Source organism: Cryobacterium sp. N22 (assembly GCF_002929555.1).
Taxonomy (GTDB): Bacteria; Actinomycetota; Actinomycetes; order Actinomycetales; family Microbacteriaceae; genus Cryobacterium.
This window is the reverse complement of record NZ_PJJP01000034.1, coordinates 130957-152277: the sequence shown is the minus strand read 5'-3', so window position 1 is coordinate 152277 and position 21321 is coordinate 130957. Positions and strand designations below refer to the sequence as shown.

General features: G+C 67.8%; 26 protein-coding genes and 1 riboswitch. Of the genes, 7 read left to right on the top strand and 19 right to left on the bottom strand.

The annotated features are described in order from the left end of the window. Nucleotides 1-2 precede the first annotated feature (2 nt). From CXY76_RS09900 to CXY76_RS09870, 7 genes are all read right to left on the bottom strand, one after another. The gene (locus CXY76_RS09900; RefSeq protein ID WP_146073421.1) at nt 3-806 is read right to left on the bottom strand and encodes a hypothetical protein; all 804 of its coding nucleotides are present in this window, start codon (nt 804-806) and stop codon (nt 3-5) included. Between the two features lie 3 nt (nt 807-809). Further along, nucleotides 810-1352 carry a TerD family protein gene (locus CXY76_RS09895; RefSeq protein ID WP_233199695.1) on the bottom strand — a complete coding sequence of 181 codons (543 nt, stop codon included), beginning with the start codon at nt 1350-1352 and terminating at the stop codon, nt 810-812. Nucleotides 1353-1357: 5 nt separating this feature from the next. After that, a complete protein-coding gene (locus CXY76_RS09890; RefSeq protein WP_104164063.1) occupies nt 1358-1870 on the bottom strand; it encodes a hypothetical protein in 513 nt (170 codons plus the stop codon). Nucleotides 1871-1905: 35 nt separating this feature from the next. After that, the gene (locus tag CXY76_RS09885) at nt 1906-3108 is read right to left on the bottom strand and encodes a toxic anion resistance protein (protein ID WP_104164062.1); all 1203 of its coding nucleotides are present in this window, start codon (nt 3106-3108) and stop codon (nt 1906-1908) included. A gap of 52 nt (nt 3109-3160) precedes the next feature. Continuing rightward, a complete protein-coding gene (locus tag CXY76_RS09880; RefSeq protein WP_104164061.1) occupies nt 3161-3739 on the bottom strand; it encodes a TerD family protein in 579 nt (192 codons plus the stop codon). A 56-nt stretch (nt 3740-3795) separates the two neighbouring features. After that, a complete protein-coding gene (locus CXY76_RS09875; protein WP_104164060.1) occupies nt 3796-4386 on the bottom strand; it encodes a TerD family protein in 591 nt (196 codons plus the stop codon). A gap of 142 nt (nt 4387-4528) precedes the next feature. Further along, nucleotides 4529-5710, bottom strand: coding sequence for a TerC family protein (locus CXY76_RS09870; RefSeq protein ID WP_104164059.1), 1182 nt, complete (start codon nt 5708-5710; stop codon nt 4529-4531). Between the two features lie 152 nt (nt 5711-5862). Here CXY76_RS09870 and CXY76_RS09865 point away from each other — a divergent pair, with 152 nt between their 5' ends. Then, nucleotides 5863-6357 carry a MarR family winged helix-turn-helix transcriptional regulator gene (locus tag CXY76_RS09865; RefSeq protein ID WP_104164058.1) on the top strand — a complete coding sequence of 165 codons (495 nt, stop codon included), beginning with the start codon at nt 5863-5865 and terminating at the stop codon, nt 6355-6357. Nucleotides 6358-6370: 13 nt separating this feature from the next. Here CXY76_RS09865 and CXY76_RS09860 read toward each other — a convergent pair whose 3' ends face one another. From CXY76_RS09860 to CXY76_RS09830, 7 genes are all read right to left on the bottom strand, one after another. Continuing rightward, nucleotides 6371-6748: a CrcB family protein gene (locus CXY76_RS09860; RefSeq protein WP_104164057.1), complete on the bottom strand. Its 378-nt coding sequence runs from the start codon at nt 6746-6748 to the stop codon at nt 6371-6373. Beyond that, nucleotides 6745-7203: a CrcB family protein gene (locus CXY76_RS09855; protein ID WP_104164056.1), complete on the bottom strand. Its 459-nt coding sequence runs from the start codon at nt 7201-7203 to the stop codon at nt 6745-6747. Before CXY76_RS09855 ends, CXY76_RS09860 begins: the two co-directional genes overlap by 4 nt. Continuing rightward, on the bottom strand, nt 7203-7949 hold the full coding sequence (locus CXY76_RS09850; protein WP_233199685.1) for a 2,3-diphosphoglycerate-dependent phosphoglycerate mutase: 747 nt from the start codon (nt 7947-7949) through the stop codon (nt 7203-7205). The genes CXY76_RS09855 and CXY76_RS09850 overlap by 1 nt, the downstream gene beginning before the upstream one ends. A 36-nt stretch (nt 7950-7985) precedes the next feature. Further along, nucleotides 7986-8058: riboswitch (Fluoride riboswitch) on the bottom strand. Nucleotides 8059-8068: 10 nt separating this feature from the next. Further along, on the bottom strand, nt 8069-8542 hold the full coding sequence (locus CXY76_RS09845) for a universal stress protein (protein ID WP_104164055.1): 474 nt from the start codon (nt 8540-8542) through the stop codon (nt 8069-8071). A 72-nt stretch (nt 8543-8614) separates the two neighbouring features. Continuing rightward, nucleotides 8615-9358 carry an SDR family NAD(P)-dependent oxidoreductase gene (locus CXY76_RS09840; RefSeq protein ID WP_104164054.1) on the bottom strand — a complete coding sequence of 248 codons (744 nt, stop codon included), beginning with the start codon at nt 9356-9358 and terminating at the stop codon, nt 8615-8617. Between the two features lie 8 nt (nt 9359-9366). Beyond that, entirely contained in the window at nt 9367-10146 is a 780-nt protein-coding gene (locus CXY76_RS09835; protein ID WP_104164053.1) for an SDR family oxidoreductase, read from the bottom strand. Beyond that, nucleotides 10143-10682 carry a MarR family winged helix-turn-helix transcriptional regulator gene (locus CXY76_RS09830; protein ID WP_158253878.1) on the bottom strand — a complete coding sequence of 180 codons (540 nt, stop codon included), beginning with the start codon at nt 10680-10682 and terminating at the stop codon, nt 10143-10145. Before CXY76_RS09830 ends, CXY76_RS09835 begins: the two co-directional genes overlap by 4 nt. Before the next feature lie 221 nt (nt 10683-10903). Here CXY76_RS09830 and CXY76_RS09825 point away from each other — a divergent pair, with 221 nt between their 5' ends. The 5 genes from CXY76_RS09825 to CXY76_RS09805 all read left to right on the top strand — a co-directional run bounded on the left by CXY76_RS09825 (nt 10904) and on the right by CXY76_RS09805 (nt 16852). Beyond that, the gene (locus CXY76_RS09825; RefSeq protein ID WP_104164051.1) at nt 10904-11848 is read left to right on the top strand and encodes a carbohydrate ABC transporter permease; all 945 of its coding nucleotides are present in this window, start codon (nt 10904-10906) and stop codon (nt 11846-11848) included. 4 nt (nt 11849-11852) lie between these two features. Further along, entirely contained in the window at nt 11853-12809 is a 957-nt protein-coding gene (locus CXY76_RS09820; RefSeq protein ID WP_104164050.1) for a carbohydrate ABC transporter permease, read from the top strand. A gap of 42 nt (nt 12810-12851) precedes the next feature. Continuing rightward, nucleotides 12852-14195 (top strand): sugar ABC transporter substrate-binding protein, encoded by a 1344-nt coding sequence (locus CXY76_RS09815; protein WP_104164049.1) that lies wholly within the window; start codon nt 12852-12854, stop codon nt 14193-14195. Between the two features lie 92 nt (nt 14196-14287). After that, complete coding sequence (locus CXY76_RS09810) at nt 14288-16414, top strand: alpha-galactosidase (protein WP_199190259.1); 2127 nt, start codon at nt 14288-14290, stop codon at nt 16412-16414. A 30-nt stretch (nt 16415-16444) separates the two neighbouring features. Beyond that, on the top strand, nt 16445-16852 hold the full coding sequence (locus CXY76_RS09805) for a RidA family protein (protein ID WP_104164048.1): 408 nt from the start codon (nt 16445-16447) through the stop codon (nt 16850-16852). Here the strand turns inward: CXY76_RS09805 and CXY76_RS09800 are convergent. Genes CXY76_RS09800 through CXY76_RS09790 form a run of 3 tightly spaced genes read right to left on the bottom strand, consistent with a single transcriptional unit; the run spans nt 16849 to nt 18731 of the window. Continuing rightward, nucleotides 16849-17361, bottom strand: coding sequence for a GNAT family N-acetyltransferase (locus tag CXY76_RS09800; protein WP_104164047.1), 513 nt, complete (start codon nt 17359-17361; stop codon nt 16849-16851). The genes CXY76_RS09805 and CXY76_RS09800 overlap by 4 nt on opposite strands. Then, on the bottom strand, nt 17358-18209 hold the full coding sequence (locus CXY76_RS09795) for a siderophore-interacting protein (RefSeq protein WP_104164046.1): 852 nt from the start codon (nt 18207-18209) through the stop codon (nt 17358-17360). The genes CXY76_RS09800 and CXY76_RS09795 overlap by 4 nt, the downstream gene beginning before the upstream one ends. A gap of 51 nt (nt 18210-18260) precedes the next feature. Beyond that, nucleotides 18261-18731, bottom strand: coding sequence for a hypothetical protein (locus CXY76_RS09790; protein ID WP_104164045.1), 471 nt, complete (start codon nt 18729-18731; stop codon nt 18261-18263). A gap of 125 nt (nt 18732-18856) precedes the next feature. Here CXY76_RS09790 and CXY76_RS09785 point away from each other — a divergent pair, with 125 nt between their 5' ends. Further along, nucleotides 18857-19372 (top strand): hypothetical protein, encoded by a 516-nt coding sequence (locus tag CXY76_RS09785; protein ID WP_146073420.1) that lies wholly within the window; start codon nt 18857-18859, stop codon nt 19370-19372. A gap of 101 nt (nt 19373-19473) precedes the next feature. Here the strand turns inward: CXY76_RS09785 and CXY76_RS09780 are convergent, their stop codons facing one another. Together CXY76_RS09780 and CXY76_RS09775 are read right to left on the bottom strand one after the other, a co-directional pair. Then, entirely contained in the window at nt 19474-20385 is a 912-nt protein-coding gene (locus CXY76_RS09780; RefSeq protein WP_104164043.1) for a carbohydrate ABC transporter permease, read from the bottom strand. Continuing rightward, nucleotides 20382-21320 (bottom strand): carbohydrate ABC transporter permease, encoded by a 939-nt coding sequence (locus tag CXY76_RS09775; RefSeq protein WP_104164042.1) that lies wholly within the window; start codon nt 21318-21320, stop codon nt 20382-20384. The genes CXY76_RS09780 and CXY76_RS09775 overlap by 4 nt, the downstream gene beginning before the upstream one ends. Between the last annotated feature and the right edge of the window lies 1 nt (nt 21321).

Sequence of the window (21321 nt, the reverse complement as noted above, 5' to 3'; positions counted from 1 at the left end):
GCTTATCGGCTCCGGGATTCTCGGGTGGCGACGTGGGGGGTGAGGGTGAAGCCGAACTGCTTCAGGATCGTGTCATCCGACGCTGTGCGGTCGACGGGTTCGGCGCGCAACTCGAGCAGGTTGCCGATCCGCAGGAGGTAGAGCACGAACATCCGTGAGTCGTCGCCCCTGGCTGTCGTGACCGTGGCGCCGTCGAAGACCTGCACGCCGAGGGTGTGCGGGCCGCGGGCCACGAACAGGGCCCGGCGCAGTTCCCGCACGTGCCGGAGGGAGACGAGAGCGTCGGCCTCGTCGAAACCCACCAGCGGCCGATTGCCGGAGGTCGTCACCGGGGTGCCGGCGGTGTCGCCGGAGGCGTGCGCCGAGCCGGTCACCCGGTCGGTGTCTTCCCACACCGCCACATCGGCGCCGCTGACGATGAGACTGCCCACGGCGGACTCGCGGGCATTGAGCCGGAGCACCGGCTCGGTGCCGCCCAGTTCGCGGACGTCGTCGATCGTGGGGGCGGGGAACGGGAGCGAGTCCGGCGAAACGGCGGTCGGCGCCGCCGCGACAGACGCCCGGCCGGCCGGTGACGCGGTGCTCGTCGACCCGGCACTTACCGACGCTGTGCCCGTCGACGCTGTCCCCGTCGGATGGGGGGCGAGCGACAACCCGGCGGATGCCGCCCGGCGAGGTGCCGGCTCGGCCTCGGCGGTCTCGCGCTCGGCGGCGGCCGGCGCGGCGGTCGCGGCCGGTGCTGCGGGCTTGACGCGCCGGCGCAGGTACCCGATGTCGGCGCGCACCCCAGAGCTGTTCAGTGCCACCGGTCAGAGGTCGATTCTGAAGTCGGCGGCGACGCCGCGCAGGCCCGTTGAATAGCCCTGGCCGAGGGCCCGGAACTTCCAGTCGTCGCGGTGGCGGTAGAGCTCGCCGAACATCAGCACGTCGATGTTGCGGTTTTCGCCGGCCGGGAGGGCGAAGCGCACGAGCTCCCGGTTGTCGCGGGTGGCCACACGGACGTAGGCGGAGCGCACCGACGAGAAGTTACCGGCTCCGCGCACGTCGGGGTCCACGTAGACGACGAACACGATCTTCGCGACCTCGGCGGGCACCCGTGCCAGGTCGACGTCGATCTCCTCGGTGTCGCGATCGTCGCGAAAGGCGACGGAGCCGTCCTGGCTGACGATCTGGTTGAAGAACACCAGGTGGTCGTTGGAGAGCGAGGTGCCCTGGGCGTCACACAGAATGGCCAGCGGCACGAGCTCGACCTGCGGCCCGCGGCTCGGGATGATCTCCCAGCCGAAGCCGATCATCAGTTCAGTGAGTCCCGGGTTCTCACTGGTCAGAGCGGCGTTGGCCCCCGGGATCATGTCGGTCACGACCGTCCGTCCAGGGTGAGGGAGGGCGCCGCGAACTTATCGGCGAGAAAGCGGCCGTGAGTGGAAAGCTCCGCGATGGCGCCGATGCGGATCTGGTTGAGCAGGTCGTTGATCGTCTCTTCGAGGATCCCGAGCTGGGCGGAGAACTGCAGGGTGGCGGACGAGGTGTTCGTGCGCTGGCCCTCCGGCAGGGCCAGGTACGCGCGCAGCGGAGTCGGCAGGTAGTCCCGGATCATCGCGTCGAGCAGCACCCGTTGCTCGGTCGAGGCGTTCTGGGCGGCCACCATCTCGATCACGACACGGAGCAGGTCGTCGATCTGCGCCAGCCTGGAGCTGAGCAGGGTGGGCAGTTCGCTTCCGGCGCTCCGCACGGCGGTGCGCAGCAGGTCCAGCGCGCGCGCCGTCGCCTGGTCCTCGGTTTCCGCGGCACGGGGCTCGGCCGCGACCGATGACACGTCGGGCGTCGCCTGACCCTTGAACAGCGAGTCTACGAACTTGCCGAATGCCATCTGCGTTTACCGTCCCCGTGCTGTTGCCCGATTCTCTAGCGTAGCTCCCGCTGTTCGCCCTGCTTGCTGCGTTCCAGGTAGGGCTTCGCCTTCGCCAGTCCCACCTCGAGGGCCGAGACTGTGCCCTCCATGTTCTTGGCGGCGTCGGCACGGAAAGTGTCGATGGCGTCCATGGTGGCGAACACGTTGTCGAAGGCCTTCTGCAGCGTCTCGACGCTCACGCCGGAGTTCGACGCCTGCTCGTGGATGCGCACGGTCTGGTCCTTGAGCATCTCGCTGGTCTTGAGGATCATGTTGTTGGTGGTGGTGTTGATCGCGTCGATCTGGTCGAGCACCATCTTCTGGTTGGCCAGGGCCTGCGCCACGATGACCGCCGTGCGCAGCGCCGCGATGGTCGTCGTGCGCGCCCGGTCGACACCCTTGATGAGTTCCAGGTTGTTCTTGCGGATCAGATCCATCGCCAGGTAGCCCTGCACCGACACCGCGAGCTGGGTGAGGATGTCCTGGTGCCGCTGGCGGATTGGGAAGAGCACGTCGGCCTCGAGCTTTTGCGCTTCGTCGATGCGGCCGGCCGAGCGCGAGGCATCGATCTTCTCCACGGTGGCGTTGTCCAGGGCCTTGGCGAAGACCGCGTACTCGCTCAGCGTCTGCATGGTCTCCCAGAGCTGCACCTTCTCACCGGCGAGCGACGCGTTGTCCTTGAGCAGTTCGTCCTGCCCGCTCATCAGCGACTTGATGATGGCGTCGAGCTGGGTCTGGGCGGACTCGTACTTCTGGAAGTACTTCGCCAGCTTGTTCCCGCCGGGGATGAAGCCCAGAATCTTGCGTCCCATGCCGAGGTCGGCGTCGTTCGGCGTGAGGTCCTCGACGGTTGAACGCAACTCACCGAGCGTGTTCGCCACGGTGATCTGCGCGCTGTTGCCGGTGCGCTTGGCGCCGGCAACCGAGGTCGACGAGCGTTCCAGCATGCGGGTGGAGTAGCCGCTGGACTGCACCATTTCCGCGCCCGCGAGGCCGGAGATCCCCTCGATCTTCGCGCTGAACTCGGGTGTCCGCGGGTCGAGGGACGAGACATCCGCCACGAACTCCCGCGCCTGACGGGCGATCTCCTGCTGCCGCTCGGCCGGAACCGGAACCATGCCTGGCGCGTCGTCCGCCACCACGATGTCCGGTGCGTCCGGCGCTTTCAGCACCAGGGCCAGCTCGGAGGCGTCCGGGGGAGAGAGGGGTGAACTCATGCGTGTTCCTGTCTGATTTACGATGCGGCGGGCGGCGACGAGCGCGAGCCGGTTAGTCGAGTGAGATGCCGAAGTCGGTGGCGATGCCGGCGAGCCCGGAGGTGTAGCCCTGGCCGACGGCCTTGAACTTCCAGTCGGCGCCATTGCGGTAGACCTCGGCGAACAGCATGGCGGTCTCGGGCGCCGCGTCTTCGCTCAGGTCGAAACGCACGATCTCCGCGTCATCCTGGTCGACGACCCGGCAGTACGCCCCGCGCACCTGGCCGAAGTTCTGGCGGCGTGCGTCGGCCTGGTCGATCGAGACCACGATCACCACGCGGGAGACGTCGCTGGGCACCAGGCGCAGGTCGATCGTGATCTGCTCGTCGTCGCCGTCGCCGGCTCCGGACCGGTTGTCACCGAGGTGCACGACCGACTTGTCGGCCGAGGCCGGCTGGTTGTAGAAGATGAAGTCGGCAGAGGAGCGCACCTTGCCGTTGTCGCCGATGAGGAGCGCGGAGGCGTCCAGGTCGAAAGCCTCGCCGCTGGTGGTGCGCGGGTCCCAACCGAGGCCGACCGTGGCGACGGTGAGTCCGGGGCTGACCTTGGTCAGCGAGAGGTTGTTGCCTTTTGCGAGTGTCAGACCTGCCATGGGGATTTTCTCCTTGTGTGTACGGGGTGGGTGAACGGACGTGCGGTGGGGCCCGGTTAGAGGGCCTTCGCTGCCGCCGTGAGCAGGTCCATGGCCGAACGGCCGGTGGCGCGCTCGCCGATGGCCTTGAAGGTCCAGCCGTTGCCGTCGCGGGAGACCTTCGACATGATCATCGCGGTGTGCGGGCCGCTGTCGGTCAGCTGGTAGCGGGCGACCTCGGGGGTGCCGGCTGAGGAGTCGTCGACGAGGCGGCTGAACGCGTTCTCGACGGCGTCGAAGGTCTGCTGGCTGTAGCTGCTGATGACGAACACGATCTGCGAGACCGCGGGGGACACCTTGGCGAGGTCGACGAGGATGGTTTCGTCGTCGCCGTCGCCGGCCCCGGTGAGGTTGTCGCCGGTGTGGCGGGTCGATCCGTCCTTGCTGCTCAGCTGCTGGAACCAGACGGTGTCGAGGACCTTGCCGGCGGCGTCGAAGAAGATCGCCGAGGCGTCGAGGTCAACCTCCGCGGCCTTGCCGCGACCGAACAGTCCGCGCTTGACGGGGGCGGCGCTGTCCCAGCCCAGGCCCATGCGGACCTTCGAGAGGCTTCCGCCATCCGCCTTGGTCAGCGAGAGCGACTGGCCCTTTGACAAGCTCAAACCCATTGTGTACTCCTTTTTATGACGTTTTTGTTGGTCAGCGCCAGTGCGCGCCCAGTCTAGAGGCCACCGGCACGGAAAATCCTGCACGGAGCGGGCGGCGGGGCGACGACAGCCGCGTGCTTCGCCGCCCGCTCCCTAGGTGTTGCTACTTCGCGAAGCTGCTGTGCGCGTCGTGCGCCTCGGTCAGGAGGGTCTGCAGTTCGTCGTCTTCGGCGGCACGAGCCTGGTGCTCGCTCGAGAGCAGGCCCAGAGCGCGTTCGTGGGCGACGACGAGCGCGTAGGTCTCGTCGCGCGTCTCACCCTTGCCACTGAAGTCGCCGGTCAGGTACTTCTTGGCCGATCCCTTGCTCAGTGCGATCGCGCTGTGCGCCCGACCAGCGGGGCTGATCAACGAGGCGACAACGGTGACCGCGAGCACACCGATGATCACGGCGAGCGAGAGGCCGGTGCTGATCTCGAAGACCGGCACGTGCTCGCCGCCGTTGATGAACGGCAGCGTGTTCTCGTGCAGGGCGTGCAGCACGAGCTTGACGCCGATGAAGCCGAGGATCGCGGCCAGGCCGTAGCTGAGGTAGATCAGGCGGTCGAGCAGTCCGTCGATGAGGAAGTAGAGCTGACGCAGGCCCATGAGCGAGAACGCCGTCGCGGTGAAGACGATGTAGACGTTCTGGGTGAGGCCGAAGATCGCGGGCACGGAGTCCAGCGCGAACAGGAGGTCGGTTCCACCGATGGCCACCATGACGAGAAGCATCGGCGTCATGACCTTCTTGCCGTTCTCCATGGTGAACAGGCGGTCGCCGTCGTAGCGTTCGGTGGTGTGGAACAGGCGCTTGGCGAGCCGGATGATGAAGTTGTCGGCCTCGTCGCTCTCGGCTTCGGGCTTGAGCAGCTTGACCGCGGTGTAGATGAGGAACGCGCCGAACAGGTAGAACAGCCAGGCGAACGAGTTGATCAGGGCCGAGCCGAGGAAGATGAACCCCGTGCGAGCGATCAGCGCGAAGACGATGCCGAAGAGGAGCACCTTCTGCTGGTCGGCGCGAGGCACCTTGAAGCTGGCCATGATGATCAGGAAGACGAAGAGGTTGTCGACCGACAACGCCTTCTCCGTGATGTAGCCGGCGAAGTACTCGGTTCCCAGCGTGCTGCCGCCGAAGAAGAGAACGCCGAGCCCGAAGATGATCGCGATGCCCACGTAGATGGCGGACCATTTGGCGGCCTCGGGCAGCGTCGGCTCGTGCGCCTTGCGCACGTGGAAGAAGAAGTCGAAGGTGAGCAACGCAAGGATGCCGAGGATCGTGAGGAGCCAGACGTATCCGGGTATGTCCATGGGTGAAGTTCTCCGCGGGGGTTAGTGGTGTGATGAAGTTGGGGGCACCCCAACCGTTCGCCTGCCTACCGAAAGGTAAGGTGGCTCCACTATATTAGTTGGATACGTCCAACTATTCGTCCAACCCCCGAAAAGTCAGGAAACATTCAGCCATGGCGCACAGTCGGGAACCCGCAACCGCCGTGGGCGAGGCCTTGGAATCGGCCCTGTCGTCAATCCTCCGCTGGTCCACCCGCGCGGACAATAAACGGATGCTGCACGATTCGAGCGGTGCCGCCCTCTCCAGCACGGACTCCTGGTTGCTGGAACGCGTCGTGGTCGCCGGTCCGCTGCGGATGTCGAAGCTCGCGGGCTGGATGGCGGTCGACAAGTCCACCATGACCACCGAGATCCGTCGGCTGGAGAAATCGGGCCTGGTGACTCGGCGATCCGATCCGACCGATCGTCGCGCCGTGCTCATCACCGCAACCGACGAGGGTCGAACTGCAATCGCCCGGCACCGCCAGCTCGCTCAAGACGTCTACGGAACCCTGGTCGGTAAGTGGACCCTGGAGGACCGCACCGAGTTCGCGCGGTTGCTCGGCCGCTTCGTCGACGAACTCTCCTGGGTGACCGATGCGGTGGCCCGGCACAACGAGTCGATCTGACCGGCGCGCTGGGCTACCCGCCCAGGCCCAGCCACAGGCCGAGGGAGGCGCAGCCCACCGCGAGGACGAGCATCCCGAGCCCGTTGAACAGGGTCGGGAGAGACCGGCGATCCTGCGCCAGCCGCACGGTCTCGTAGCTGGCGGTGCTGAACGTCGTGAACCCGCCCAGCAGGCCGCCGCCGAGCACGAGGTGCCAGGCCTCTGGCAGCCAGAGGGCCAGGGTGAGCCCGGTGATCAGGCCCAGCAGCAGGGAGCCGACCACGTTGATGAGCAGGGTGCCGACAGGCAGGGTGGTGCGCACCCTGGTGCGCACGACGCCGTCGAGGACCAGCCGCAGGGTCGCGCCGAGACCGCCGGCCAGCGCCACGGCGACGAAGAGCGGCGGGGTCATCGGGTCGCCGTCCCGCTACGGTCCGGGCGCCGGCGATGCAGGGCGCCGGCCGCGCCGATCCCGGCCCAGGAGGCTGCCGCGCCGACGAGGACGGTGCCCAGGGCGTAGAGCAGCGCCGCGGGGAGCCGGCCGTCGGCCAGCAGCAGGCTTGTGTCCGTGGCCAGGGCGCTGTACGTGGTGAAGCCGCCGAGCACGCCGGTGCCCAGCAGCAGCCGCAGGTGCCGGCGCCGGCCCTCGTCGGGGCCGCGGTGGGCCAGGGTCTCCAGCAGCAGCCCGAGCAGGAACGCGCCGACGATGTTGATGGCCACGATCGACACGGCCACCCCTGCGACCGGCGGGACCGCGATCGCCAGGAGCTGGCGCAGCGCGGTGCCCATGGTGCCACCGGCGAAGACGAGGGCGAGGTGCGGCCAGTGCAGGTGCACGGCGCGGGGCGGGGCGGGGCGGACCGTCATCAGGTGCCGCCGTCGAGGGTGAGCGCGAGCGCGGCCGCCTCGGCACGCGGGGCGTCGAGGTAGCGCCGGCCACCGGCCTGGTACACGAGCGGATGCGCGGTGGGCAGGTTGAGCCGGTGGATGGCCGATTTGTCGAGTGCCTCGAGCACGGCGCAATACGCGCGGAGCGAGTTGCCGTGCGCCACGACCAGCACGGTGCGCTTCTCCGCCAGGAGCGGCAGCACCCGTTCGGTGTGGATCTCGGCCACCCGGGCCATCACGTCGCGCAACGACTCGGTGCGGGTCAGCGCCCGCCGGGGCAGGCCGCGGAACAGGGCGGTGCCCGCGAAGACCGCGAGCCGCTCGTCGGACATGGCCGGGGGCGCGGTGTCGACCGAGCGGCGCCAGGCCAGGAACTGTGCCTCGCCGGCCTCGGCACGCACGTCGTCCTTGGACCGTCCGGTGAGGGCGCCGTAGTTGCGTTCGTTCAGGCGCCAGTCGGTGTCGACCGTGCCGGCCGGCAGCTGCAGGTCGCCGGCCACGATCGCGGCGGTCTGCACGGCGCGCTGCAGCGGGGACACGAGGACGGCATCCGGCACCAGGTCGTGCGCCGTGAGCAGGCCGGCCGCGGACAGCGCCTCGTCGGCGCCCGACGGCGACAGTGCGGGGTCGAGGATGCCGGTGAAGAGGCCGGCGGCGTTCGCGGTGCTCTGTCCGTGGCGGAGCAGAACGAGGGAACCACCGCTCGGCCAGCTCGTCACGGTCACCCACCAGTCTCGTCGGCCGGCGTCGGCGCGACTAAGAAGTCGGTAGGAACCATCAGCGCAGTCGGCGGTTCGAGCGGGTGCTCAGGTGGGATCCATCACCACGCAAAAGGGTACACCGCTCAATCGGACTCCCAGGGCAGGTCATCGTCGAACGACACCGGCGACAGGGGGACGACGACGACGGGACGGTTCTGCCGGTGGGCCAGGTGCATCGCGATCGATCCCGCGAAGAACTCTTGCAGGCTGCCGCGCACGGTGCCGTCCCGGGTGCCGACCACGATCATCACGGCCCGCAGCGTCTCGGCGAGCTGCCCGAGCGCCCTGGCCGGGTCGCCGGAGAGCTGGCGGGTGCTCCACTGGATGTCGTGGCCGCCCAGGATGCGGGTCAGGTGGGCGGTGAGGTAGGGGTCGATGCCCGCGCCGTCACCCGCTGCGGGCGCATCGGCATGGTCGGATCGCGGATGCCGGCCCGGGTCTACCCAGGCGCACACCAGCTCGGCGTCGAACCGCGCCGCGAAGACCGCGGCCTGCAGCACCACGCCGTCGTCCTGACCTGGATAGACGCCCACCACCACTCGGGCTCGGATGTTCATGGCGCCCAGAGTGGCAGAAGTCCCCGAACCCCGGTAGGCCCCTATCCAGGACGGCGCCGATGTGCGGTCGACTCAGTGCAGTTTGATCGTTCCGCCGTCGACCATGAGCGTCTGCCCGGTGATGTAACTCGAGTCGTCAGAAACCAGGAATGCAACGGCGGGTGCGACATCGGTGCGCGGGTCGCCGAAGCGACCGAGGGGGATTTTGCCCAGCGTCGACCGGTAGAGCTCCGGGAATGCCTGCGACCAGGCCTGAACGCCCTCGGTCATTGCCATGGGGCATACGACGTTGACCCGGATTCCGTCTGGCGCCCATTCGTTCGAGACGACTCGGCTGAGCCCCCGGATCGCTTCCTTCGCTGCCGCGTAGGCGGCCTGGGTGGGCTGGCCGTCCAGGCCGGCGCCCGAGCCGAAGTTGACCACTGACCCCGTGGTCTTCTTCAGCTCAGGGTAGGCGGCGCGCATGAAGTTGATGGTGGCACGCAGTCCGGTGGAGAACGAGAGGTCCCACATCTGCTCGGTGAGCTCGAGGAAGGACGCCTGACGCGAGGCGTGCGCATTGTTCACCAGTCCGTGCAGCCCGCCGAAGCGCTCCACGGCTGCGCTGACGGCACGCTCGGCCACGGCGGGGTCGGACACGTCGCCCTGCAGGAACACCACGGAGTCACCGAGCTCGGCGGACAGGGCTTCCCCGGCCTCCGTGGCGAGATCCACCATGACGACGCTGGCGCCACGTTCGACGAAGGTGCGGGTGATGGCACCGCCGATGCCGGAGGCTCCGCCGGTGACGATGACGCTCTTGTTGTCGAGTTGCATTTTCGGGGTTACCAAGTGCTGTCGCCGCGCACCACGGCGTCGTAGCCGCCGTCGATGAAGATGACCTGGCCGCATAGGTGCGAGTTCTCTTCGTCGGCGAGCCAGACGAGCAGCTTCGCGGCGACGTCGGCGTCGAACGGTCCGTTCAGTGGCATGGGCACCTGTTCGTTCAGGCGTGCCCGTCCCTCGGGGGTGGCGACCAACTCGGTGGTCATCGGGGTGAGAACGACACCCGGCGCGATCGCATTGAGCGGAATCCCGGCGCCGGCCCAGTCGGCGGTAGGTGCGGTCGTGCGCAGCCACCGGGCCAGGGCCCGCTTGCTGGACGAGTAGATCTGGTGCCCGGTCGCCGGGTCGGTGGCGAGCTCGGCGGCGCGGGCCAGGGCCTCCTGTTCGGTGCCCTCCAGCAGGAGCCGCACCAGCTCCTCATCGCAGGGCTGCAGCGATGCCATCGAGGCGACGGCCACGGCGCGCGGGGCGGGGGAGCGGGTCAGCAGCGGGCGGAGACCCTCCAGGGTCGCGACGGTGCCGTAGTAGTTGACCGCGGCGGTGACGGGGATCGGGTGGCTGAGACCGGCGACGGCGATGACGCCATCCAGCACACCGCCGGAGAGCTCCCCGGCGGCTTGGACCAGCGTCTCGCGTCCCTGCACGGTGGACAGGTCGGCGTTGATGTCAGAGTCCCTGAGGTCGGCGCCGATCACCCGGTGGCCCCTCTCGATCAGGAGTGCGGCGGTGGCCTTGCCGATGCCGCTGGCGGCGCCGGTCACGAGGTAGGTGCGGGTCATTGCTGTTCTGCTTTCTGGTCGGTGGTGAGTTCGGGCGTCGGCGCCTCGACGCGGATGGCGTGCGCGAGCGCGTCGTCCCGGAATCGGCTGAGTAATCGGGTGAAGTCGGCGCGGTCGTCGTCTGACCAGCGGCGCATCAGGTCCGCCATCATCACGTCGCCGGCCTGGGTCAGCGCCGTCGCGGCGGCTGTTCCGGCGGGCGTCAAGCGCAGAAGGGTGGCCCGGGAGTCGTCGGGGTCCTGGCGCTTCTCGATCAGGCCGTGCGCGGTGAGCCGGTTGCTCAGTTTGGAGATCGCGGAGGCGCCGACGCGCAGGCGGGAGGCGAGGGCGGACGCACGCTGCTCGCCGTCGCGGGCGAGAACGGTGACGGCCACGATCGAGGTGGCGTCCAGATCGACCCCGGCCCCGACCGCCAGTCCACGGATGAACGTTCCGGAGGACCAGACCGAGAAGACCTCGAGCAGCGCCCCGAGCTGCTCGTGGCGGTACGACCGAGCGAACGGTCCCGGTCCTGCGTCGTCGGCCTCAGGGGACACAGCGGCACGTCCTTTCACACTCTCGTCTTTTACTGTCTCTAAGACAGCATATAGGAACCGAGTTTGTTTCGTTAGGGAAGGTAATGAAGCGCACACTGTAAAAAGTTTCGATGTCGCGCCGCGAAATGTGCCCGATTGTCACAGTTTGACCAGATCTATTGACGAAGTTACTTGCAACATGCAACGATCTCTCTCGACAACGAAGTTATGGAGGCCGTCCCATGGTGGTGACCGCACTGAAGGAACCCGCCGCGTCGCTTGCGACCCGGAGAACACCCAGAGTGAAGACCGGACGCAGGGACTCGCAAACGCGGGCCGCGATCCTCTTTCTCGTCCCGGCGAGCATCGGCTTCCTGGCCTTCTTCGCCTGGCCCACCCTGCGCGGCCTGTACCTGAGCTTCACGGACTACAACCTGCTGCGGGACCCCACCTTCATCGGGCTCGACAACTACCTCGCGATCGCCGGCGATCCGGTGTTCTGGAATTCGCTCAAGGTCACCCTGGAATACGTGGTCATCAACGTGGGCGTGCAGACCGTCGCGGCGCTCGCGCTGGCTGTACTGATGCAACGCTTCACCCGGTCGATGGTGGTGCGCGGCGTGATCATGCTGCCGTACCTGATCGCCAACGTGATCGTGGCGCTGGTCTGGTTCTGGCTGGCCGACTACAACCTCGGTCTCATCAACGCGACCCTGGACACCATGGGCCTGGGCAAGATCGGCTTCTTCGGCAACGAGGACCTCGCCATGGGCACCATCGCCCTGGTCAACGTCTGGCGGCACCTGGGCTACACGGCCCTGCTGCTCTTCGCCGGGCTGCAGGCCATCCCGCGCGATGTCTACGAGGCGGCCGAGGTCGACGGTGCCGGAGAGTGGCGGGTCTTCCGCAGCGTGACACTGCCGTTGCTGCGGCCGGTACTCGCGTTCGTCCTCGTCGTCACGGTCGTCGGTTCGTTCCAGATCTTCGACACCATCGCCGTCACCACCGGCGGCGGCCCCGTCGACGCGACTCGCGCGATCAACTACTACATCTACCAACGCGCCTTCGAGCGACTGGACTTCGGCTACGCCTCGGCCCTGGCCGTGATCCTGATGATCCTCCTGGCCGCCATCGCCCTGGTGCAGAACAAACTGCTGCGCGCCAACGAGTCAGACCTGGAGAGATAGCACCATGGCCATCATCGCCTTCAAAGCCGGTAAACGTCCCTCCCTTTCGGCCAAGCGCGCGTCGAACGCCGACGACGCGGCCCTGGCCAAGTCCAAGGTCTCGCTGTTCTTCGGCCGGCTCGCCCTGGTCATCGTGATCCTCATCACGCTGTTCCCGATCTACTGGATGTTCCGCACGGCCTTCAGCAACAACCGGGCCATGTTCTCCGAACCGCTCAGCCTGCTGCCGGTGGACTTCACCTTCGGCCCGCTGCAACGGGTGCTCGGCCTGGCCACGACTGAGGAGGCACTGGCCGAAGGCGGCTCCGGCGCCTCGATCAACTTCGGCCAATACATGCTCAACTCGGTCCTGGCCTGCACCCTCATCACCGTGCTGCAGGTGACGTTCAGCTCGATGGCCGCCTACGCGTTCGCCCTGCTCAACTGGAAGGGCCGCGACAAGGTCTTCGCGATCTTCCTCATCGCCCTGATGGTGCCCGGCATCTTCACCCTGCTGCCCAACTTCATCCTGGTGAAGGACCTCGGCCTGCTCAACACCATCCTGGGAATCGCCCTGCCGGCGATGTTCATGACCCCGTTCGCGATCTTCTTCCTGCGGCAGTTCTTCCTGGGGGTCAACCGCAGCATCATCGAGGCCGCGGTGATCGACGGCGCCAACCACTGGCGCATCTTCAGCCGGATCGTGGTGCCGCTGGCCTGGCCGCAGATCATCACCCTGGGCATCCTGCAGTTCATCCAGTACTGGAACGACTATCTCTGGCCGTTCCTGGTGGGCCAGAGCGAGACCTCCAAACTTCTCACGGTGGGCCTGGGCATCTTCAAGTCCCAGACGCCGCAGGGCAACCCCGACTGGGCGGGCCTGATGGCCGGCGCCCTCGTCGCGGCCGTGCCGATCTTCATCCTGATGCTCGTCTTCGGTCGCAAGATCGTGGGCTCCATCCAGTCTTCCGGCGTCAAGTAACCCGCGCCCCTCCCCAACCCCCAAGAGAAAGAGAACACGACCATGAAGAAGAACCGACTGGCGATCCTGACCCTCGCCGCGATTCCTCTCGTCCTCACCGGATGCTCCGCCCCCGCGGGCTCCGATTCGGCCGACGGAACCACACTGTCCTACGGACTGTGGGACGCGAACCAGCTGCCCGCCTACGAGCAGTGCGCAGCGGACTTCCACGAGGCCAACCCCACCATCACCGTCGATGTGGAGCAGCTGGGCTGGGACGACTATTGGAACAAGATCAACACCGGCTTCGTCTCCGGCGAGAACTTCGACGTCTTCACCGGCCACCTGGCCAACTTCCCCGAGTTCATGCTCAACGAGCAGATCCTGCCGTTGGACGACTACATCAAGGCCGACGGCGTCGACCTCTCCATCTACCAGGCCGGCCTGGCCGACCTGTGGAAGGGCTCGGACGATAAGCAGTACGGCCTGCCCAAGGACTTCGACACCGTCGCCCTGTTCTACAACAAGCAGTTCACCGACGCCGCGGGCCTCACCGCCGAGCAGCTGGGCGCCCTGACCTGGAACCCCGAGGACGGCGGCAGCTACGAGGCGGCCATCGCGCACCTCACCGTGGACAAGAACGGCGTGCGCGGCGACGAGCCCGGCTTCGACAAGTCGAACGTGGAAACCTACGGCCTGTGGATGGAGAACTCCGGCGGCGCCGACGGCCAGACCCAGTGGGCCTACCTCACCCAGACCAACGGCTGGACACAGACCAACGGCGCCTGGGGCGACGAGTACAACTTCGACGACCCCGCATTCCAGGACACCATCGACTGGTGGTACTCGCTGGTGGAGAAGGGCTACATGCCCACCTTCGAAGCGCAGACCGGCATCGGCTGGGCCGACCAGTTGTCAGCGGGCAAGGCCGCCCTGGTGGGCAACGGCTCATGGATGACCGGAGCCGTGTTCGGTTCGGCCAGTGACACCTTCACGCCGGCGATCGCCCCCACCCCGGTGGGCCCGAGCGGCGAGCGCGCGTCGATGCTCAACGGCCTCGCCGATAACATCTGGGCCGGCACCGACCACCCCGACGAGTCCTGGGAATGGGTGAAGTACCTGGGCTCCAGCGCCTGCCAGGACGTCGTAGCCGAAGCTGCCGTCGTCTTCCCCGCCATCACCACGGCGACCGACGCCGCGGTGGAGGCGTTCGCCGCCAAGGACATCGACGTGAGCCCGTTCATCATGCAGGTCGACGATGACACGACCTTCCTCTACTCGATCACCGACCACCGCTCCGATGTGCTCGCCCTGGTCACCCCGGTGATGGAGTCGATCATGTCGGGCAAGTCCCCGGCCAGTGCGCTCACCCCCGTGAACGAGGAGATCAACGCGCTCTTCAAGTAGCATCGCACCACTGCACGAGCCGATCGGCTGGGATCCCGCCGGAACCCAGCCGATCGGCGCTCCACCACCACCCACCCTTTGAAGGAACCGCCGTGAGCCAGCCCGTGAGTATCCCCGACACCCTGATCGAACTCGTCGCCGATGGGGTATGCCTCCGCGTCGACCTGGCGACGGGAACCCCGGTGATCCAGCACTGGGGAGCCGGGCTCGGCGCGCCGGGATCGGCGGGCGAGGTCGCCGATCTGCTGCACGACGGGGTTCCGCAGTCGAGCATCGACGAGCCGGTCGCCCCCGGCCTCTGGCGGGAAAATGCCCGCGGATTCCTCGGCCGCCCGTCGGTTCTCGGGCACCGGGCCGGCGCCGACTGGTCGCAGCTGTTCACCGTCAACCGGGTCGAAGCGACGGCGGCCACCCTGCTTGTCGAGTCGACGGATGCCGTGGCCGGCCTCACCGTTCGCGTCACCTTCGACCTGCAACCGGCCGGTGTGCTCCTGATCAGCCAGACCGTCACCAACGACGGCGCCACCCCCTTCGACCTCACCGAGCTCACCACCTGGCTGCCGTTGCCCGACGCCGCGACCGAAACCCTCGACTTCACCGGCCGCTGGTTGAAGGAGCGCCAGCCGCAGCGCCGGCCCATCCAGGTGGGCACCTGGGCGCGCGAGATCCGCGAGGGCCGCTCCGGCCACGACTACACGATCGTGCAACTCGCCCTCTCCGACGGCGCCGACTACCAGACCGGTTCGGTGTGGAGCACCGGCCTGCTCTGGAGCGGTAACACCAGGCACCTGGTCGAACGACTGCCGAACGGGAACACCTCCTTCGGCGCCGGCGAGCTCCTGCTGCCCGGCGAATCGATCCTCGCCCCCGGTGCGAGCTACGCCGCGCCCACGGTGGCCGCCACCTTCTCGGATGCGGGCATCGACGGCATGACCGACCGGTTGTACCGCTGGCTGCGCGCACGGCCGCAGCATCCGGTCCGGCCACGCCCGCTGACGCTGAACGTGTGGGAGGCCGTCTACTTCGACCACGACCTGGTCAAGCTCGGCGCCCTCGTCGACGCGGCCGCCGAGGTGGGCGTGGAACGTTTCGTGCTTGACGACGGCTGGTTCCTCGGCCGTCGCAACGATTTTGCCGGCCTTGGCGACTGGATCGTGGACCCCATGGTCTGGCCCGACGGGCTGGGGCCGCTGGCCGCCCGGGTGGCAGCGGCGGGCATGGAATTCGGGCTCTGGTTCGAGGGCGAGATGGTCAACGTCGACTCCGACGTCTACCGGGAGCACCCCGAGTGGATCTTCCAGGCCGGCGGGAGGATCCCGCCGGAGGCCCGGCACCAGCAGGTGCTCGACCTCGGGCACCCGGGCGCCTACGCTCACGTGCTCGGCCAGGTCGACGCGATTCTCACCGAGTACGGCATCAGCTACATCAAGTGGGACCACAACAGGGTGCTCACCGAGCCCGCCCACCTCGGCGTTGCCGGCGTGCGCCGCCAGACCGAGGCGATCTACCGGCTCTTCGACGAGCTCAAGCGCCGCCACCCGCGGCTGGAAATCGAGTCCTGCTCCTCCGGCGGCGGCCGGGTCGACCTGGGCATGACCCAGCACGCCGACAGGTTCTGGACCTCGGACTGCAACGACGCCCTCGAACGCCAGTACATTCAGCGCTACACCCAGTTCGCGATCCCGCCTGAGCTGCTCGGCACCCACATCGGCCCGACTCACTCGCACACCACCGGCCGGGTGCACGCCCTGTCCTTCCGCGCGATCACGGCCCTCTTCGGCCACGCCGGGATCGAGTGGGACATCACCGAGGCCACCCCGGCCGAACGCGCCGCCCTCGCCTCCTGGGCCGCCTACTACAAGCAGAAGCGCGCACTGCTGCACACGGGCCGGGTGGTGCGGGTCGAGCAGGCCGACGACACGGCGTTCCTGCACGGAGTGGTGGCGCAGGATGGCGGCGAGGCCGTGTTCGCCTACGTGCAGCTGGCCGCGGCCGGTGGCAGCAACCCGCGGCGCATCCTGCTGCCCGGACTCGACCCGGCGGCGCGCTACCGGGTGCGGCTGGTGGAACCGGCCGGAGCGGCGGGCACCACCCAGGCCCAGCAGCCGAGCTGGCTGACCGGGCTGGAGAGCACCGGGGCGGCGCTGGCGCAGATCGGGCTTCGGCCGCCGATCCTGTATCCGGAGACCGCCATCCTGATCGAGCTGACCCGGCTCTGAGCACCCGGCAGCGGGGCGATACCGTGGGGCATGCCCTCTGCCGTCACCCTGATTCGTTCCGCTGCCCTCTCCTCAGTCGCCGAGTACGCCTATGCGGCGACCGCTCCCGCCGGTGCCCGGCTCATCTTCCTGGCCGGTGCGTGCCCGGTGAACCTCGACGGGAGCACGGCGGGGGTCGGCGACTATGCGGCGCAGGCGGCGAAGGCGATGGAGAACCTCGTGATCGCCCTGGCGGCCGCGGGGGCCGAGCTTGGTGACGTGCTGAGCACGCGGGTGCTCGTCGCATCCGCCCGGCAGAGCGATCTCGTCGAGGCGTGGACGGTCGTGCGTGACGCCTTCGGCGCGCACGACGCGCCGAGTACCCTGCTGGGTGTGACGGTCCTGGGCTACACCGACCAGCTCGTCGAGATCGAAGCGGTCGCTGCGGTGGTCGACTAGCTTTCAGCGTCGCCAGGAGGAGTGCTGAGCTGTTTCGCCATCCGGAAGTTTCGCATGCGCACTCCCCGGGTGACCGGATGCTGTTCCGCAACGATGACGAACCCGTATCGTTCGAAGAACGGGCGAGCGGTGATGCTCGCGTTTGTCGACAACGACGAAACGCCGAGACTGTGCGCTCGCCGTTCGACCGCCGCCAGCAGGTCGCGAGCGACGCCTCGCCGGCCGAACCGTGAAGCCACGAACATCATGTGGATGTACCCGTCGGCGCTCACGTCAGAGAAGCCGGCCAGCTCCCCGTCACTGATCGCGACCACGGTCCCGAGCCCGGTGCGGGCCAGGTTCCACTCCGTGAGGTCGCGCTCCTTGGGCGCGGACCACGCCGCAACCTGTTCGGGCGAGTAGTCCTTGGCGGCGGTGACGGTCACGGCGTCCAGGAAAACGGCGAGCGTGCCCTCGGCATCGTTCGCCTGGTAGGGGCGAACCGTCACGGTGCCGACGGGCGGCGTCATCGACTCAGCGTCGGTGACTGCTCGGGAACGGGGAGGATCTGGCCGACCGGCTCACGCTTCTCGGCCTGGAACCGGTCCTCGGTGCGGCCCTGCGCCCAGTACCCCGACAGGGAGAGCTCTGAGCGCTGCACGCCGCGTGCCGAGAAGACCTCGCGCAGGCCCTTCATCGCCGAGCGCTCGCCGTGCGCGAAGACCTGCGGCCGGCCGGGCAGCCAGGTCGCGGCATCCACCGCAATGGACAGCTGGCCGGGGTCGGTACCGAACAGCCACTGAATCTGCACCGCGCCGGGAGCGGCCAGCTCCAGGATCTCGGTCGCGTTCGGCACCTGGATGAAGGCCAGTCCTTCTGCCGTGGCCGGCAGCGACGCCAGGGCGGATGCGATGGCGGGCAGTGCGGACTGGTCGCCGGCGAACAGGTGCCAGTGGGAACCGGGGTCGGGGGCGTAAGCGCCGCCGGGGCCGGAGAATGACAGGCGGTCACCGAGTTGGGCCGCGTCGGCCCACGGTCCGGCCAGACCCTCAGTGCCGTGGACGACGAAGTCGATCGAGAGGGTGCGCGCGTCAAGGTCCACGTTGCGCACGGTGTAGGTGCGCGTCACCGGCAGGTCTTCCGGGGCGAGGGTTTCGCGCAGGAGGGCGGCATCGAACGGCGGTGTGAGTCCGAGCTCCGGCTTGGCGAAGTGGATCTTCACGTACTTGTCGGTCGCGTCGTTCGTCACGAAGTTCTCGAACTGATCGCCGGAGAGGACGATCCGCACCAGGTGCGGGCTCAGCTGTTCGCGTCGGACGACCGAGAGGGTGATTTGCGGCCGGACGGGACGGGCCGGTGCGGCGGTGGGAGTAGACATCGCGATCCACTCTAAGTTAGGTAACCCTCACTTGGCAATGCCGGGGTGCCGCTAGCCGAAGCGCAGAATACGGAATCCTGCCGCGTCCAGGGTGGTGAGGCCGAACCGCTGCCGGAGGGTGCGTTCCTTCTGGCCCGGCACGACGTTCGAGAGTGCCAGGGCCACATGGAACAGGACCTCCGACGCCACCAGACGTTGCAGCTTCGGGGGCGCGAGCTTGGACCGGCGGCTCTGCACCACGATGATCCGCACGGCGTCCGGCGCGATGTGGTCGTTCAGGTCCCGAAGCAGCGACGCCGCCTTCACGAGCGAGGACCGCCGGGCATCGCGTTGGATGGCCACCACGACGACACGTGCCGGCTGCGTCGCCGACGCGCGGTCGGTCTCCGGAATCCCCGCTGCGCGCGCGCCGGTTCGCATCACGGTGAGGAGCTCGTCGGCGTCCCCCTCGAGCAGGATCGGTGCCGTCAGGACGTGTGTTGCAATCGCCCGAAGTTGTTCCGCGCGCCTCTTCCGCGACATGCCGCCCCCTCTGCTGTCCCTCCCATTCTCCGGCACAACCGCTGGGAGCGGGCCTAGACACCGTCGGATGGTCGGGGCAAAGATCGTATCGAAGAACGCCGACGCGCGGCGCGGGATGGAGACCAGTGGATGCGGAGACAGTGAGGCCCTGGTCGAGCGCCTGGCTGAGACGGGAGTTCATCACTCAGGAACTCATCTCGGGCACCGTGCTGGTCAGTGTCGTGATCGCGGTGGCCGACGAGGCCGGTGGCATCCTCGATGTCTTCGCGATCACCCTGGTGAGCATGCTGATCTTCTGGGCCACTGAGGTCTTCGCGCACACCATCGCCGCGCAACGGCGCCGGCCCGACACCGAGACCGTGCACGTCAGGGCATCGGTCCGGTCGGCGCTCAAGGACTCCCGAGGGCTGGTATTCGCGAGCATTCCGCCCCTGGTCTTCCTGCTGCTCGGACTCCTCGGGGTGCACGAAGGCGAAGTGGCCTACTGGACCGCGCTCTGGGTCGAGGTGGCCATCCTGGCGGCGGCGGGCTGGATCGCCTTCGGCGGTATGCGGGTCGCCTGGTACTGGCGGGTCTGCGGGGCGTTGGCCACGGCGGCCCTGGGCTTGCTCGCCATGCTGCTGAAGATCCTGGTGCACTGACGCAGCACCGTACAGTGCGGTGCGGGCCGAGGTGGATTCAACCCACGAGGCCCGGCTCCCCGAGGGAGGCCGGGCCGCGCGAGTGTCTCTGGCTGCGGCGGCTACTTCACCGAACCGCGGGTGACGCCGCTCACCACCCACTTCTGGGCGATCACGTAGACCACCAGCAGCGGGGCCAGGGCCATCAGGTAGGAGGCGAACGCCACCGGGTAGTTGGTGTTGAACTGGCCCTGGAAGATGAACTGCGCCAGCGGCAGGGTCCGCGCCGACGGGTCGGAGAGCACCACCAGCGGCAGCAGGAAGTCGTTCCACGCCCACACGCAGGTGAGGATTCCGACCGTGGCGTTCATCGGGGACAGCAGCGGGAAGATCACCTTCCAGAACACCATCCAGGTGCTCGCGCCGTCCAGCCGGGCGGCCTCTTCCAGCTCCACCGGGATGGAGTTGATGTAGGCCACGAAGATGAAGATGTTGAACGAGAGCCCGTAGACCGTGTACAGCAGGATCAGGCCCACCGGGGTGTCGATGCCCAGCATCGCGGTCTCCTTCACCACCGGCAGCATGATGATCGGGAACGGCACGAAGATCGCCGCGAGGAAGTAGAAGTACAGCCCCTTGAAGAACTTCTTGTGCATGTTGCGGGCGATCGCGTAGGCCACCAGCGAGTTGGTGAGCAGCGTGAGGAACACCGCGCCCACCGTGATCAGGGCCGTGTTCATCAGCGCCCGCGGGAAGTTCGTCAGCTGGTAGGCATCCGCGAAGTTCTCCCAGCGGATGCTGGTGGGCAGTTCGAACCCGGTGCCGCCGAGCTGGTCGGGCGTCTTCAACGCGGTGACGACGGTGAAGTACAGCGGGATCAGCACGGTCAGCGAGCACACCGCGATCAGCGCGGTGAGCCACCAGTTGGTGCCGCCGTTGCCGCCGTCCAGGCGCCGGCGGGTGCGGGGTGCGCGGGTCGGCGCATCCGGGGTCTCTGGCAGCGGTGCGCTGGTCTGGGTGAGGGTGTCGGTCATGAGAAGCTCGCCTCCCGGCGCTGCAGGATGCGCAGCTGGAGAAATGAAACGATGATGATGACGAAGAGGTAGACCACGGCGTTGGCCATCTGGTACCCGTACTCACCGCCCTGGAAGCCGCCGCGGAAGATCACGAGGGCGATGGATTCGGTGGACGTGCCCGGTCCGCCGGCGGTGAGGGCCACGATCTGGTCGAAGACCTGCAGGAACGACTTGAACGAGAGCACCATGTTGATGGTGAAGTACGCGCCGATGAGCGGGAAGGTGATCGACCGGAACCGGCGCCAGCCGGAGGCGCCGTCGATGGCGGCGGCCTCGTACAGGTCGGCGGAGATGGTCTGCAGCCCGGCCAGGTAGAGGATGACGTTGAACGCCGCCGCCTGCCAGACCGTGGTGATGACGATGCCGATCCAGGCGAAGTCGGGGCTGGCCAGCAGGTTGTCCGAGAGCCCCGGCAGGCCCAGCGCGGTGAAGATCGCCGGGAACGAGTTGGCGAACAGGTAGTTGAACACGTAGCCGATGATCAGGATCGCCAACACGTACGGGATGAAGAACACCCCGCGGAACGCGGCCTGGAATTTGATCTTCGAGTTCAGGCCCAGCGCGATGGCCAGCGCGATCACGTTTACCAGGAGGGTGGACACGATGGCGAAACCGAAGGTGAAGCCGTAGGAGTTGAGCACCCGGTCGTCCTGGAACAGGTTGATGTAGTTCGAGAAGCCGACCAGGTCCCAGGTGCCGTAGCCGGCGTAGTTGGTCAGGCTGAAGAACATGCCGCTCAAGACCGGAATCGTGTGCAGGGCGAAGAAGATCACGACGGCCGGCACCACCATCCAGTAGAAGGTGCGCGGTGTGCGGGCGATATTCGAGCGGACGCGCGCCGGGGGGCGCGGTGTTGCGGTGGGCGTCTTCGCCCGCGTGGCAGTGGAGGTCATG

Coding starts and splice junctions, on each gene's coding strand:
- CXY76_RS09895 (WP_233199695.1), bottom strand. CDS start 1,352: ATGATCCCGGGGGCCAACGCCGCTCTGACCAGTGAGAACCCGGGACTC.
- CXY76_RS09890 (WP_104164063.1), bottom strand. CDS start 1,870: ATGGCATTCGGCAAGTTCGTAGACTCGCTGTTCAAGGGTCAGGCGACG.
- CXY76_RS09885 (WP_104164062.1), bottom strand. CDS start 3,108: ATGAGTTCACCCCTCTCTCCCCCGGACGCCTCCGAGCTGGCCCTGGTG.
- CXY76_RS09880 (WP_104164061.1), bottom strand. CDS start 3,739: ATGGCAGGTCTGACACTCGCAAAAGGCAACAACCTCTCGCTGACCAAG.
- CXY76_RS09875 (WP_104164060.1), bottom strand. CDS start 4,386: ATGGGTTTGAGCTTGTCAAAGGGCCAGTCGCTCTCGCTGACCAAGGCG.
- CXY76_RS09870 (WP_104164059.1), bottom strand. CDS start 5,710: ATGGACATACCCGGATACGTCTGGCTCCTCACGATCCTCGGCATCCTT.
- CXY76_RS09865 (WP_104164058.1), top strand. CDS start 5,863: ATGGCGCACAGTCGGGAACCCGCAACCGCCGTGGGCGAGGCCTTGGAA.
- CXY76_RS09860 (WP_104164057.1), bottom strand. CDS start 6,748: ATGACCCCGCCGCTCTTCGTCGCCGTGGCGCTGGCCGGCGGTCTCGGC.
- CXY76_RS09855 (WP_104164056.1), bottom strand. CDS start 7,203: ATGACGGTCCGCCCCGCCCCGCCCCGCGCCGTGCACCTGCACTGGCCG.
- CXY76_RS09845 (WP_104164055.1), bottom strand. CDS start 8,542: ATGAACATCCGAGCCCGAGTGGTGGTGGGCGTCTATCCAGGTCAGGAC.
- CXY76_RS09840 (WP_104164054.1), bottom strand. CDS start 9,358: ATGCAACTCGACAACAAGAGCGTCATCGTCACCGGCGGAGCCTCCGGC.
- CXY76_RS09835 (WP_104164053.1), bottom strand. CDS start 10,146: ATGACCCGCACCTACCTCGTGACCGGCGCCGCCAGCGGCATCGGCAAG.
- CXY76_RS09825 (WP_104164051.1), top strand. CDS start 10,904: ATGGTGGTGACCGCACTGAAGGAACCCGCCGCGTCGCTTGCGACCCGG.
- CXY76_RS09820 (WP_104164050.1), top strand. CDS start 11,853: ATGGCCATCATCGCCTTCAAAGCCGGTAAACGTCCCTCCCTTTCGGCC.
- CXY76_RS09815 (WP_104164049.1), top strand. CDS start 12,852: ATGAAGAAGAACCGACTGGCGATCCTGACCCTCGCCGCGATTCCTCTC.
- CXY76_RS09805 (WP_104164048.1), top strand. CDS start 16,445: ATGCCCTCTGCCGTCACCCTGATTCGTTCCGCTGCCCTCTCCTCAGTC.
- CXY76_RS09800 (WP_104164047.1), bottom strand. CDS start 17,361: ATGACGCCGCCCGTCGGCACCGTGACGGTTCGCCCCTACCAGGCGAAC.
- CXY76_RS09795 (WP_104164046.1), bottom strand. CDS start 18,209: ATGTCTACTCCCACCGCCGCACCGGCCCGTCCCGTCCGGCCGCAAATC.
- CXY76_RS09790 (WP_104164045.1), bottom strand. CDS start 18,731: ATGTCGCGGAAGAGGCGCGCGGAACAACTTCGGGCGATTGCAACACAC.
- CXY76_RS09780 (WP_104164043.1), bottom strand. CDS start 20,385: ATGACCGACACCCTCACCCAGACCAGCGCACCGCTGCCAGAGACCCCG.
- CXY76_RS09775 (WP_104164042.1), bottom strand. CDS start 21,320: ATGACCTCCACTGCCACGCGGGCGAAGACGCCCACCGCAACACCGCGC.